13 protein-coding genes and 1 pseudogene are annotated in these 13117 nt (G+C 70.1%); 7 read left to right on the top strand and 7 right to left on the bottom strand.

The genetic code is table 11. The features are described 5' to 3' along the window. Nucleotides 1–73: 73 nt before the first annotated feature. Nucleotides 74–541: pseudogene (locus ACIPC1_RS35980) on the bottom strand (integrase); the annotation flags it as partial. A 79-nt stretch (nt 542–620) separates the two neighbouring features. Between ACIPC1_RS35980 and ACIPC1_RS35975 the strand changes: the two are divergent. Then, entirely contained in the window at nt 621–1196 is a 576-nt protein-coding gene (locus ACIPC1_RS35975; protein WP_402524959.1) for a helix-turn-helix domain-containing protein, read from the top strand. 39 nt (nt 1197–1235) lie between these two features. On the opposite strand, the gene ACIPC1_RS35970 is transcribed toward ACIPC1_RS35975, so the two are convergent. After that, entirely contained in the window at nt 1236–1376 is a 141-nt protein-coding gene (locus ACIPC1_RS35970) for a hypothetical protein (RefSeq protein ID WP_402524956.1), read from the bottom strand. Between ACIPC1_RS35970 and ACIPC1_RS35965 the strand changes: the two genes are divergently transcribed. Together ACIPC1_RS35965 and ACIPC1_RS35960 are read left to right on the top strand one after the other, a co-directional pair. After that, entirely contained in the window at nt 1375–1971 is a 597-nt protein-coding gene (locus ACIPC1_RS35965; RefSeq protein ID WP_402524954.1) for a hypothetical protein, read from the top strand. The genes ACIPC1_RS35970 and ACIPC1_RS35965 overlap by 2 nt on opposite strands. Nucleotides 1972–2184: 213 nt before the next feature. Beyond that, nucleotides 2185–2493, top strand: a complete 309-nt coding sequence (locus ACIPC1_RS35960) for a DUF2516 family protein (RefSeq protein WP_402525177.1) — start codon at nt 2185–2187, stop codon at nt 2491–2493. A gap of 43 nt (nt 2494–2536) precedes the next feature. Here the strand turns inward: ACIPC1_RS35960 and ACIPC1_RS35955 are convergent, their stop codons facing one another. The 3 genes from ACIPC1_RS35955 to ACIPC1_RS35945 all read right to left on the bottom strand — a co-directional run bounded on the left by ACIPC1_RS35955 (nt 2537) and on the right by ACIPC1_RS35945 (nt 6714). Next, the gene (locus ACIPC1_RS35955; protein ID WP_402524952.1) at nt 2537–3871 is read right to left on the bottom strand and encodes a PP2C family protein-serine/threonine phosphatase; all 1335 of its coding nucleotides are present in this window, start codon (nt 3869–3871) and stop codon (nt 2537–2539) included. A gap of 594 nt (nt 3872–4465) precedes the next feature. After that, complete coding sequence (locus ACIPC1_RS35950; protein ID WP_402524950.1) at nt 4466–5602, bottom strand: NlpC/P60 family protein; 1137 nt, start codon at nt 5600–5602, stop codon at nt 4466–4468. Nucleotides 5603–5892: 290 nt separating this feature from the next. Next, nucleotides 5893–6714, bottom strand: a complete 822-nt coding sequence (locus tag ACIPC1_RS35945) for a class I SAM-dependent methyltransferase (protein ID WP_402524947.1) — start codon at nt 6712–6714, stop codon at nt 5893–5895. Between the two features lie 214 nt (nt 6715–6928). Between ACIPC1_RS35945 and mshA the strand changes: the two genes are divergently transcribed. From mshA to ACIPC1_RS35930, 3 genes are all read left to right on the top strand, one after another. Then, nucleotides 6929–8266, top strand: coding sequence for a D-inositol-3-phosphate glycosyltransferase (mshA, locus tag ACIPC1_RS35940; RefSeq protein ID WP_402524945.1), 1338 nt, complete (start codon nt 6929–6931; stop codon nt 8264–8266). Continuing rightward, complete coding sequence (locus ACIPC1_RS35935; protein WP_402524942.1) at nt 8259–8759, top strand: YbjN domain-containing protein; 501 nt, start codon at nt 8259–8261, stop codon at nt 8757–8759. Before mshA ends, ACIPC1_RS35935 begins: the two co-directional genes overlap by 8 nt. A gap of 127 nt (nt 8760–8886) precedes the next feature. Beyond that, nucleotides 8887–10560, top strand: coding sequence for a glycosyl hydrolase family 28-related protein (locus ACIPC1_RS35930; protein WP_402524940.1), 1674 nt, complete (start codon nt 8887–8889; stop codon nt 10558–10560). On the opposite strand, the gene ACIPC1_RS35925 is transcribed toward ACIPC1_RS35930, so the two are convergent. Then, complete coding sequence (locus ACIPC1_RS35925; protein ID WP_402524938.1) at nt 10557–11390, bottom strand: AraC family transcriptional regulator; 834 nt, start codon at nt 11388–11390, stop codon at nt 10557–10559. The genes ACIPC1_RS35930 and ACIPC1_RS35925 overlap by 4 nt on opposite strands. Before the next feature lie 49 nt (nt 11391–11439). On the opposite strand from ACIPC1_RS35925, the gene ACIPC1_RS35920 reads away from it, so the two are divergent. Next, on the top strand, nt 11440–11895 hold the full coding sequence (locus tag ACIPC1_RS35920; protein ID WP_402524935.1) for a DUF2000 family protein: 456 nt from the start codon (nt 11440–11442) through the stop codon (nt 11893–11895). Nucleotides 11896–12073: 178 nt separating this feature from the next. Here ACIPC1_RS35920 and ACIPC1_RS35915 read toward each other — a convergent pair whose 3' ends face one another. After that, a complete protein-coding gene (locus tag ACIPC1_RS35915; RefSeq protein WP_402524933.1) occupies nt 12074–13030 on the bottom strand; it encodes an N-acetylmuramoyl-L-alanine amidase in 957 nt (318 codons plus the stop codon). Nucleotides 13031–13117: the final 87 nt, after the last annotated feature.

Genomic DNA, 13117 nt, shown 5'->3' with positions numbered 1-13117 from the left:
AGGCGGGGAATCCGACTCGCTGTTGTGGTCGATCCGGATGTTTCGCAGGGCGGTTTTGGAGATGCGCTCGCAACACCAGCGCGGCGTACTTCTCGTTCGGGCTCAGTGGCCGGTCCGGCATCAGCGGATCGCGCAGCCCGTCGTGCGGCCTGGCCTGCCAGACGACGATCCACTCCTGGAGTAGATCCTGGAGCTCGTGGATGGACCAGGCCGCCTGCGTGGAAGGATCTTTGCCCCGCATCTCGGCACTCCGTCCTGTGTAGCCGGCCACGTACTGGGCGAACATCGTCGACACCGAGCCCAAAGTCCGCTCGATGTGCGGCCTGTCGGTCGGGGTGTCCGGGTGCGCGGGCTGGAACGAGATCCCCAGATGGCGGCAGGCATTGCGGAAGTTGTCCGAGATGAACGCCTTGCCGTGGTCGCTGACCACCGTCTCCGGAACGATCACCGGGACCGCGGCGGCCTTGTCCAGGCGCTCGTCCAGCGACAGCAAGGAAGCGTAGGGGAGCACGGAGCGCGACATGCGCAGAGCGTCGGACCAACACTCGGCCACAGTGGCGTAGCGCACTTTTGCAAGCGGCTGCTTGCAATTGTTAGCAAGGGTGCGGCAGGGTGGAGGCATGGCATCGCTCAACGTCGGCAATCTTGGTGAGTATCTCCGTGAGCAGCGGCGTAATGCGCAGCTGTCGTTGCGGCAGCTCGCCGATGCCGCCGGGGTGTCCAATCCGTATCTGAGCCAGATCGAGCGCGGGCTGCGCAAGCCGAGCGCGGAGGTGTTGCAGCAGGTCGCCAAGGCGCTGCGGATCTCCGCCGAGACGCTGTACGTGCGGGCCGGGATCCTCGACGCCGAGCGGGATCGGGACGAGGTGGAGACGCGTGCGGCCATCCTCGCCGATCCCACGCTGAACGAGCGGCAGAAGCAGGTGCTGCTCCAGATCTACGAGTCCTTCCGCAAGGAGAACGGGTTCGAGATCACCCAGGTGGACGAGGGCGATCAAGGTGTTGGCGCCGATGTGCGGCACGCTGACGTGCAGTACGCCGACGTGCACATCGATCAGGACAGTGATCTGGATATTCAGGACAGTGATCTGGATATATCGGATGCCGAGCATCCACGGAGCGCAGCGGACACCGGCGTCCGTGGCTCCCGTACGACCGACGGCAGTGATGCCGATCCGCAGCAGACCGCCAGTTGACGAGCACGACCAGCAGCATGATCAGTAGCACGACCCGTACTACGACTTGTAGTGCGACTCGTAGTGCGACAGCAACACGATCAGCAGCATGAACACCGCACGCAGCACCGCCGACAGGCCGGTCTCGCCGCGGACCACCCAAACCCTCAGCTGAACGCGAATCCGGGAGGACCATCGCATGGCCATCACCGACGACATCCGCAAGGCCGCCACGGACCCGACGCCGCTCTACTTCCTCGCCGGCACCGCCGACCTGGCCGTTCAGCAGGCCAAGAAGGTGCCCGGCATCGTGGAGCAGATCCGTACCGAGGCCCCGGCGCGGATCGAGACGGTTCGTAGCTTCGACCCGAACGCCGCCCAGGAGAAGGCGGCCTCCCGCGCCAAGGAGGCGCAGGAGACGCTCCAGTCCAAGGTGACGGAGTTCGTCAGCACCCTCGACACCGACCTGAAGAAGATCGGTGAGTCCGCTCAGGACCTCGCCCTGCGCAGCATCGGCGTCGCCGCCGAGTACGCCGTGAAGGCGCGGGAGACGTACGAGAAGGTCGCCGAGCAGGGCGAGCAGGTCGTGAAGACCTGGCGTGGCGAGGCCGCCGAGGAGATCGAGGAGCTGGCCATCGCGGTCGAGCCGAACGCCGAGCCGGTCGAGGCCAAGGCCGCGCCGCAGCCGGTCGCTGTCGTGACCGAGCCCGCCCCGGCCAAGAAGGCCGCGCCGAAGAAGGCTCCGGCCGCCAAGAAGACGACCGCCGCGAAGAAGACCACCCCGCCGGCGAAGTAGGCGGAACCCCGCGACGTACGCGGGAGCTCCGCGAGGTAAGCGGAAGCCCGCCAAGTCAGCGGGAGTGGGCAGCGGCAGTAAGCGGCCGCATCAAGCCGACGACAACGGGCCGGGCACTCTCAGAGTTCCCGGCCCGTTCTCCGGGTACGGTGGCGTAGAGACGACTCGAATCGGGCGGTGGGCATTGTGCTGTTGACGGCATTCAGCGGCTTCATGTCGGTGATCTTCCTTGCCATCCTGGCGCTCGCCGTGGTGGCACTCGTGATGGCCGCACTGGCCCGCGACGACGCGTACCGCGCCGCCGACAAGCAGAACAAGATGTTCTGGATGATCATCCTGGGCATCACGGTGGCCGTGAACCTGCTGGTCCCGATGATTTTCCTGCAGATCGCGGGCCTGGTCGCCACGATCGTCTTCTTCGTGGACGTACGCCCCGCGATCCGCCAGGTCTCCGGCGGTGGCGGTCGCCGCGGTGGAAACAGCAGCGACGGGCCGTACGGCCCCTACAACGGCGGCCGGTAGGCACCACGGACGGCCACTACAGGAGCCGGATCCGGTACGACGCTTACGCCGTACGGTCCAGCAACAGCACCGCCACGTCGTCCGTCAGCTCCCCGCCGTTGAGTTCGCGCACCTCGTTCACCGCCGCGCGCAGGAGTTCCTCGCCCTGGAGTCCCTGGGCGAGCTGGCGGCGGACCATCTCCACCATGCCGTCCTGGCCGAGCCGCTCCTTGCCCTCGCCGATGCGGCCCTCGATCAGGCCGTCGGTGTAGAGCATCAGACTCCAGGCACCGCCCAGCTCCACCTGCCGGCGCGGCCAGCGGGCGCCGGGCAGCAGGCCGAGCGCCGGGCCGCCGTTCTCGTACGGCAGCAGTTGGGCGGGCCGGCCCGGGCGGGCGATCAGCGGGGACGGGTGACCGGCCAGGCAGAGCCCGGCATGGCGGCCGTCCGGCGAGATGTCCACCGTGCAGAGCGTCGCGAAGATCTCCTCGCTGTCGCGCTCGTGCTCCAGGACCTGCTGGAGGGTCGAGAGCAGTTCGTCACCGCACAGCCCCGCGAGCGTCAGCGCGCGCCAGGCGATGCGCAGCTCCACGCCCAGCGCCGCCTCGTCGGGCCCGTGCCCGCAGACGTCGCCGATCATCGCGTGCACGGTGCCGTCGGGCGTACGGACCGTGTCGTAGAAGTCGCCGCCGAGCAGGGCGCGGGAGCGGCCGGGGCGGTAGCGCGCGGCGAAGCGGAGCGAGGAGCCCTCCAGGAGTGGTGTGGGCAGCAGCCCCCGCTCCAGGCGGGCGTTCTCCTGTGCGCGCAGCCGGGACTCGGTGAGGCGTCGCTCGGCCTTGTCGGAGCGCTTGCGCTCCACCGCGTACCGGATCGCGCGGCTCAGCAGCCGGGCGTCCAGCTCGTCGCGGAACAGGTAGTCCTGGGCGCCGACACGCACCGCCTCCGCGCCGCGCTCGGCGTCACCGGACGCGGTGAGCGCGAGGACGGCGTGCTGGGGCGCGAGCCGCAGTACGTGCTTGAGCGTGGCCAGCTCGTCGTCGGCCTCGGCTGTCCGGCCCGCGGGCGGCAGTGCGAGGTCGAGGAGAATGCAGTGGACGTCGTCGGTGAGCAGCCGCTCGGCCTCGGTGAGGTTGCGGGCGCTGCGGATCCGGATCGCCTTGCCCGTGGCGTCGAGCATTTCGGGCACGCTGAGTGAACCCGCCGGGTCGTTCTCGATGACCAGCAGGGTCAGGTGAGTCGTGGCGGCCGTGTCGGCAGGGGCCGTGGCGCCGGTCGCCGGTCCCGAGCCGGCGGGGCCGCCGGGTTCGAGTCCGGGTGGGCCGCCGGGTGAGAACGCGTCCGGAGCCGGACCACTCTCCGCGGCCGGGATGGCTCTCTGCCGCGGTACGGGTACGGGCATCGTCTGGGTTCCTTCCCTCCCCCGAGGGCGTGGCGCGGCGAAATGCTCGCACCACCGACCGGGACCATAGCGTCAGCGGGTGCCGAAACGGAATGGTGTGCCGCGCGGGGTCCGGCAAACAGCCACCGTCATATGCCGCATCCTGTAACGCAGTTGGACACGACGGGGCTCCGCGAGGGATGACGAAGGTCACGTCCCCGCGGTTGCGCGGGGAGGGCAACCGTGCGCTGAGTCACGTGGGGCAGGTCACGCCGGGCGGGGCAATTCGGGCAAGTCGCCTCGCGTTGCCTCGCGTGGGCCCGGGCGTGGGGCGGCAGGCCGCTTCGGACTGGTCGAAGCAGGCCCGGGCGTGTAGGCCCGGGGGCGTGCGGTCGGCCGCCTCGGCCCGGGCGTGTAGACCCGGCGACGTGCGGTAGGCCGCCGTCGGCCCGGACCCGGACGCCTGGTCGGGCACGTCCGGTCACGTACGTCCGGTCACGTACGTCCGGCCACGTACGTCCGGTCACGTAAGCCCAGTCACGTAAGCCCGAGCGCCTACGCCCGATCGCCTACGCCCGGGGCACCTCACCCACCCCGCGTGCGCCCCGCCCCGCCTCACGCGTCCGGCCGTACGACCCCCAGAATCGGCATCGAACCCGCTCCCGCGACCGTCACGGTCCGCCCGGGTCGGGGCGCGTGCACCATGGCGCCGTCCCCTATGTACATCGCGACGTGGCTGGCGTCGGCGAAGTAGATGATCAGGTCGCCGGGGCGCATGTCCTGGACGTCGACGTGGGTGAGCTGCTTCCACTGCTCCTGCGAGGTGCGCGGAATCGCGTCTCCGGCGGACGCCCAGGCCTGCGAGGTCAGCCCTGAGCAGTCGTACGACTTGGGGCCCTCGGCCCCCCACTCGTACGGCTTGCCCGTCTGCGCGGTCGCGTACGCCACGGCCTTCTTGCCGTGCTCGGACGCCGTGCCGTCGCTCTGCGGGACGAGACCGGAGTTCAGCCAGGCCGTCTGCGCCTGGTACGCGGCCTCCTCCTCCAGCTTCGCCAGCCGCTCCTTCTCGTCCTTCTCCAGCTGGGACTCCAGCTTCTTCGCGGCGGAGATCTGCTGCTCGACCTTCTTCTTGGCCTCGGCCTTGGCCTTGCGGTTGGACTCCAGCTTCGTCCACTGCGTCGAGGCGTCCTTCGCGTACTGCTCCAAGTCCTGCTGGGTGCGCGTCAACTCGGCGAGCAGACCCTCGGTCGCGTGTTCGCCCTGGCGTACGCGGCCCGCGCCGTCCAGGAACTCCTGCGGGTCCTCACTCAGCCACAGCCGGGCCTCGGGCGGCAGCCCGCCGCTCCGGTACTGCTCGCGGGCGGCGGCGCCCGCCAGGTCTCTCAAGTCGTCCAGTTTCTGCTGGCCCTTGACGATCTCGCGGGCCAGGCCGACGATCTCGGCGGACTGCTGCTGGGTCTGCTCCTCCGCCGCGTTGTACGCGTCCGTGGCTACCGCCGCCGAGTGGTAGAGGGCGTCCAGCTTCGTGCGTACGGCTTCAAGTTCCTCGTTGCTCACGGATGGTGGCGTCGCGCCGGGGGGCAGCGTCAGATCCGGATCCGAGGTCGGGGCTGAGGACGGAGTCGGTGTCGGAGCCGGAGCCGGACTCGCGTACGCCACGCCGGGTGCCGCTGCCAGTATCGCGCAGGCACAGGCGCATGCGCAGGCCAGGGCCATCGTCGTCGTGATCAGACTCCGCTTGCCGGATCCCATTTCTCCGCCCCCAACTGATTGACCGTCAGTAACTTACGGACGCCTGGGGGATCGTGCCATGTCGGCGCGCAACACGACAGAGGAGGGCAAGGACTCCTTTCCCCCTCTCCACCCCCGCAAGACGATCTCCCCACGTGTGTGACGAACGGCTCACGCCCGACGTTCCCCACCTGGTCAGCTCGCCCCCGGAGCCAACACCTCCTGGCGCACCCGCACTTCACCCGCGGAGCCGACGCCTCGCAGCGAGCAGCCTCATTTCGCCCGCGAAGCCGACGCCTCCCAGCGCAGCCTCACTTCACCTCCGGAGCCAACGCCCCCCACCGCAACGTCACTTCGCCCTGCCGCCAGCGGGATATGTCGTCCGTCACCGGCCAGTCGGCCGTCAGGGTGCGGACCGTCCGTATCCAGCGCTGCCGGGCGCCGTACGAGGCGTAGGGCGCGGCGGCGGCCCAGGCGCGGTCGAAGTCGCGTAGGAAGGCGTGTACGGGCTCGCCCGGGATGTTCCGGTGGATGAGGGCCTTCGGGAGGCGCTCGGCGAGGTCGGAAGGACGGTCCAGGGAGCCGAGGCGGGTGGCGAAGGTGACCGTGCGCGGCCCCTCAGGGCCGAGGGCCACCCAGACGTGCCGGCGGCCGATCTCGTCGCACGTGCCCTCGACCAGCAGGCCGCCCCGCGACCCCGCCGACGGGTCCGCCGGTGCGAGGCGGGCGCACAGGCGCTCCCAGACCGCGGCGACCTGCTCCTCGTCGTACTGGCGCAGTACGTTCGCCGCCCGGATGAGCCATGGGTGGCCCTGCACCGGGACCTCGAAACCGCCGTGCCGGAAGGCGAGACCCTCGCGCTCGTACGGCCGCGCGGCCGACACTCTCGCCGGCTCGATCTCGATGCCCACCACGCGTGTGCGTGGAGCGGCGGTGCGCAGGCGCTGGAGCAGTTCGACCGCGGTCCAGGGCGCGGCGCCGTAGCCGAGGTCGACCGCGACGGGGTCGGTCGCGCGGCGCAGTTCGGCTCCGTGCGTCGCCGCGATCCAGCGGTCCATGCGACGCAGGCGATTGGGGTTCGTGGTCCCGCGCGTCACCGTTCCCACGGGGCGGGACGCTGCGCGGGCTGTCATGCGTACGAGGGTATGCGGGCGCGGCGGAGCCCGTGCGAGCCTGTGGATAACCTCCCCGCGCACCCCTGGTACGCAGACGACCCTCGAACGGTTGAGCGATCAGCGGTAATGATTCGGCAAAGTGGAAATGGAGCAGACCGCTTCGGCGTTCTCCATCTCCGGAGGGTGCCCCACATCCTCCGGCAGGCCTGCCCGCAGCAAGGAGGAACGCCACGTGAGCCAGTACATCAGCAGGCTCGGGCGGCTCTCCCCGGCGGCGTCCGGACGGCTCAGGCTGCACCGCAAGCCCCGTCGCGTAGCGATGCTCTCCGTGCACACCTCACCCCTGCACCAGCCCGGCACGGGCGACGCGGGCGGCATGAACGTATACATCGTGGAACTCGCCCAGCGGCTCGCCGCGATCAACATCGAGGTCGAGATCTTCACGCGCGCCACCACGGGCGCCCTTCCTCCGGCCGTCGAACTCGCCCCCGGCGTCCTCGTACGCCATGTCGACGCGGGCCCCTACGAAGGCCTCGCCAAGGAAGACCTCCCGGCCCAGTTGTGCGCCTTTACGCACGGCGTCATGCAGGCCTGGGCGGGCCACCGCCCCGGCTACTACGACCTCGTGCACTCCCACTACTGGCTCTCCGGCCAGGTCGGCTGGCTCGCCGCCGAACGCTGGGGCGTCCCCCTGGTGCACGCGATGCACACCATGGCCAAGGTCAAGAACGCCGCGCTCGCCGAGGACGACACCCCCGAGCCCGCCGCCCGCGTCATCGGCGAGACCCAGATCGTGCGCGCCGCCGACCGGCTCATCGCCAACACCGCCGAAGAGGCCGACGAACTCGTACGCCACTACGAGGCCGAGCGTGACAGGGTCGCCGTCGTCCACCCGGGCGTCAACCTCGAACGCTTCCGCCCCGCCGACGGTCGCGCCGCCGCCCGCGCCCGCCTCGGGCTCCCGCAGGACGCCCTGATCCCCCTCTTCGCGGGCCGCATACAGCCCTTGAAGGCCCCCGACGTGCTCCTGCGCGCGGTCGCCGTGCTGCTGGACGAGCGCCCCGACCTGCGCTCGAAAATCGTCGTCCCCGTAGTGGGCGGCCCCAGCGGCAGCGGCCTCGCCAAGCCCGAGGGGCTGCAGAAGCTCGCTGCCCGGCTCGGCATCGCGGACGTCGTCCGTTTCCGGCCGCCCGTCGGCCAGGAGCAGCTCGCGGACTGGTTCCGTGCCGCTTCGGTGCTGGTCATGCCCTCGTACAGCGAGTCGTTCGGACTGGTGGCCATCGAGGCGCAGGCGACCGGTACGCCGGTGCTCGGGGCCGCGGTCGGCGGGCTGCCCGTCGCCGTGCGCGACCAGGAGACCGGCTTCCTGGTGAAGGGCCACGATCCCGCCGCCTACGCGCGCGTGCTGCGCGATTTCGCGGACGACCAGGAGCTGTCCGCCCGGCTGGGCGCCGCCGCCGCCCGGCACGCGCGGGGCTTCGGCTGGGACGCCTCGGCCGCGGCCACGGCGGACGTGTACACGGCCGCGATGCAGGAACACAGGCGTCGCGTACCCTCCCACCATGGCTGACGTACGGCAGGCGGCACAGGTCATCGAGGGGGTCCTCAAGGACGCCGAACTCGACTGGGAAAGCCCCGGGCCCGGCAACTACGTGGTGAAGCTCCCCGGCACCCGGAAGCTGTCGACGACCCTCTCGCTGATCGCCGGCAGGCACTCCCTGTCACTCAACGCCTTCGTGATCCGCCACCCCGACGAGAACGAACCCGGTGTGCACCGTTGGCTTCTGGAGCGCAACCTCAAGCTGTACGGGGTGAGTTACGCCGTCGACTCCCTCGGCGACATCTACGTGGCCGGGAAACTGCCGCTGGCCGCGGTCACGCCGGACGAGATCGACCGCCTGCTCGGCTCGGTCCTGGAGGCCGCCGACGGCTCTTTCAACACCCTCCTTGAGCTCGGTTTCGCCTCCGCGATCCGCAAGGAGTACGCCTGGCGGATGTCCCGCGGCGAATCGACCCGCAACCTGGACGCGTTCAGCCACCTGACCCAGCGCCCCGCCAACTGACCTACTTTGCTCGCCAATCAGGCCCTGCACACCCCTTTCCCTGCCTGGGATCTCCATGGGATGCTCACCGCAGACGCAGATATGAACGTCGTTCACATCCATGAATATCAGCGGAGGGCGGGCGGGTATGAGCAACCAGCACATGGGGGTCAGCAGGCGCGGCCTGCTCGGCAGCGCCATAGCGGTGGCGGCCGCAGCCGCGACCGGCGGAACGGCGACGGCCGCCACGCCCGCGATCCAGAGGGGCGAAACCCCCGCCCTCTGGCGCGAGTTCACCCGCACCCCCTTCACCCACCCGCAGATTCCCTACGTCGGCAGCGCTGGCTACCGCGCGGGGACGGAACGTTTCCCCCGGCGCCGCGTGGTGGCCGACGTACGCGACTATGGAGCCGTGGCGGACGGCGTCACCGACTCCGCCCCCGCGATCAACCGTGCCATCGCTGCTGCTGGCAGGGCCGGCGGTGGCACGGTTCTCATCCCGCCCGGCACCTTCCGCATCGACGACCTGATCCGTATCGGGTACTCGAACGTCGTCCTGCGCGGCGCAGGCAGCGACGTGACGAAGCTGTACGCGACCAAGAACCTCACCGAGCTGATCGGCGCCTACGGCTCCCGTTACGGCGGCGACAAGTCGTCCTGGTCCTGGGCGGGCGGCCTGGTCTGGCTCTGCCCGACGGACCGCTTCACGACCCTGACGACCGCCATCAAGACGAAGGCATGGCCGTTCGAGGGCTGGACCGGCAACAAGCGCGACGAGTGGCAGACGCTGACGACGCTCGAACCGGCGCGCCAGGGCTCGCGGTCGGTGCGCGTCGCGGACGCCGGGAAGCTGAAGCCCGGCCAACTCGTCCTCCTCCGCCTCGCCGACGACGCCGACCACACTCTCCTGGAGCACATGTCGGGCGGCGGCCCGGGCACCGAGGCGTACGTCTGGGACGACAAGACGAAGCTGACGAGCTACGTCCCGTACGAGTGGCCCGTACGCATCACGCGCGTGCAGGGCGAAAAGGTCACCCTGGAGAGGCCACTTCCGCTGGACGTACGCCCGGAGTGGGACCCGCGGCTCACCACGCTCGTGGAGCCGCTGACCGGCTCCGGCGTCGAGGGGCTCACCCTGGAGGCGGTGGAAACCCCGCAGAGTCTGCACCTTCTCGACAAGGGCTACAACGGCGTCACCTTCCAGTGCGCGTACGACTGCTGGGCCGATGACGTGGTCGTACGCCACGTGGACAACGGCTTCGGGCTGGTCGCCGCCTCCGCCTGCACCCTGCGCCGCACACGCGTGGCGGGCCGCGGCTCGCACCACCCGTACTTCTGCCGCGAGGGCTCGCACGACAACCTCGTCGAGGACTTCACGGTCGAGCAGCGCACGGTCCCGGCGCCCGCCGGAACCCAGCTCCACGGCATCAACGTGGAAGGCCTCTCCTCCTACAACGTCTGGTCCCGCGGCGACATGAAGATGGGCACCTTCGACTCCCACCGCGGCCTTCCCTTCGCCAACGTCCGCACCGACATCACGGTCGACAACACCGGCCAGCACGGCGGCGACTACTCGGCAGGCCCCCTCTTCGGTGCCCGCTTCACCCACTGGAACATCCGCGTCACCAACTCCCGCGCCGGCCTGATGAAGATCGACGGCCTCGCCCCCTACAGCGCCACCGTCGGCGTCAACGAAGTGACGGAGTTCGGCCAGATCGACGTACCCGACTTCACCGGCGACCTCCACGCGCGCGTGGAGCTGTACGGCACGACAGACGTCGTACGCCCAAGGAACCTGTACGACGCTCAGCGGGACCTCTAGGCAGCCCCGAGCCCCGCCCTGGCGTACCGCCCCGGCGGTACCCCCACCAGCTTCCTGAAGTGGCGGGTGAGGTGGGACTGGTCGAAGAAGCCGGTCGCCGGTGCCACCTCGCCCGGCGGCCGGCCGTCGAGCAGCAGACGGCGGGCGTGTTCGACGCGGCGGGACATCAGGTACTGGTGCGGGGCGATCCCGAAGGCCGCGCTGAACGCCCGTACCAGGTGCGCGGGATGGGCCTGGAGAAGCCGGGCGGCCTCCTCCAGGGAGACGCCTTCGACGAGTCGGGCATCGAGGAGTTCACGCAGCCGGCCGGCGAGGGTGCGGTCGGGGCGCGGCTCTCCGGGCAGCCGGGGCCGCAGATGCCCGCGCAGCCGTTCCCCCACCAGCGTCAGCCTGCTCTCGGCCTCCAGCTCGTCCCCGGGATGCGCGAGCGCGCTGTGCAACTGCCCCACACGCCGCCGCAGTACGGGATCCACCAGGTCCGGCGCGTCCACCGCGGGCCCGATGAAGCTCTCGTCGAGCCGGCTCAGGTCCAGATACAGGACGCGCTTGCGGAAGCCGTGCTCGGTGACCGGGGAACCGTTGTGCGGGACGTGCGGCGGGAGCAGCGACACCGTGTCGTGCGGGGTGCCGTGCTCGTGCCGGGCGAGGTCGTACCGTACGGCCCCGTCGTCGACGATCAGCAGCGTCCACGCGTCGTGTACGTGCATCGGGTACGCGTACTCGGTGTAGTGGGCGTGGAAGACCTCCACGACGCCCGGGACCGGCGGGCGCCACGCGGAGATCTCCCGTTGGGGGCGCGGGGAGCGTGGGGCGCGGTGCTGCGGGGCCATGCAAAGAACGTACAAGACGATGTCGTACGGCGGTCGGCAGTCTCGACGCATGAGCGCCTCGACCCTTGAACCCCTTGACCAACCTCTTGAAGCCATCCGCTTCGACACCAAGATCGCCGTCCTGTTGCGGGACGACCTGGAGCCCTGGCAACGACTTAATGTGACCGCTTTCCTGGTCAGCGGCCTGGGGGCGGCGGTTCCCGAGGTGATCGGCGAGCCGTACGCCGACGCGGACGGCGTCCCGTATCTGCCGATGTTCCGCCAGCCCGTACTGATCTTCGAGGGTTCGAAGGAGACCCTGACCGCCGCGCACGGCCGGGCGCTCGCGCGGGTGCTGCCGCGAGCCGTCTTCACCTCGGACCTGTTCGCCACCGGCAACGACCGGGATAACCGCACGGCGGTACGGGCCGTGCCGACCGGCGAGCTGGACCTCGTGGGGCTCGCGGTGTACGGGCCGCGGAACGCGGTGGACAAGGTGCTGAAGGGGGCGCGGATGCATCCGTGAGGTGGGCCTCGCGAATGCGTCCGTGAGGTGGGTGGCTGTCGCGGGGCGGGCTCGCGGGCTCGCGGGCTCCGGTTCTCCCAGGCTGGCGAGGGGGGTGTATCGGCTGCACCCGTCGACGCAACGAACCCCGGTGCGTGGGCGTCAAGTCACCACACACCGGGGACGTACTCGTCCCGCCTCACGCCACGACGGTGAACAGCCCGGTCTGGGAGCCGAGTTTGCTGAGGGTGATCTTGCCGGGGATGCCGTTGGCGTCGTCGCCGGTGTAGCCGAGGTGGCGCTGCCACTTGGCGTACGCGGCGACGGTCTTCGAGCCGAAGGAGCCGTCGCCCGAGTAGGTCTTGGCGAGGTAGCCGAGCTTGACCAGGGCGGCCTCGGTGAGGTTGGTGCCCGTCATGTAGCTGACGTGGCCCTGCTTGGCGGCCGGGTCCTTCTTCGCGGCGCTGATGAGCAGGGACAGATCGACGCGGGGCTTGGACGCGGTACCGGTGCTGGGCTTGGTGGGTTTGGGGCTGCCCGGCTTGGCCGGGGTGTTCTTGACGGGCGTCTCCGCGAGCTGCTTCTTCACGTCGGCCCGGAAGTCGTCCATGTCGAAGCTGGGGTCGATCTTGCCGGGCTGGACCTCCTTGTGCCCGGCGACCGACTTCTCGGTCCAGCCGTGGGCCCGGCACAGGGCCGCGGCCCACAGCACGGCCTTGCGGTACTGCGCGTCCGGGTAGGGGTCCTTGCCGTTGCCGAGGTTCTCGATCTCCAGGCCGTACAGGACGTCGTTGCCGTCGGCGTTGGCCTGGTCGTCCTTGGGGAGCGGGGACTTCTCGGCGCGCAGGGCGTTGAGTACGTCGAGGTCGACGGACCCGGCGTGGTTGGTGCGGCCGTGGCCGATCAGCCACAGACCGTCGGTCTTGCCGAGCCAGGCGTGGCAGAGCGGGCCGGGGAGGTCGGACCTGCCGTTGTAGCAGAGTTCCTTGTCGTTGTGCCCCGCGGTGTGGTGGATGAGCACGCCGATCACAGGGCCGAACTGCTTACCCGTCGCCGAATCGCGGTTGTGGGTCTTCCAGCCGCTGTGTTCGTGGAAGGCGAGGCCTTCGGCTTTCAACGCGGCGAGGGTTTCAGCAGCGGTCAGAGGTGTGGCCATGGCTGTGTTCCTTTCGGGTCGGCGTGTTCGGCGTGTTCGGCGTGGTCGGCGGGCGGTGCGGTCATACGGGGGCGGGCTGTGCCCCGG

The sequence above is a fragment of the Streptomyces sp. NPDC087263 genome (assembly GCF_044744645.1).
Lineage (GTDB): Bacteria > Actinomycetota > Actinomycetes > Streptomycetales > Streptomycetaceae > Streptomyces.
This window is presented reverse-complemented; position numbering and strand designations above follow the sequence as displayed.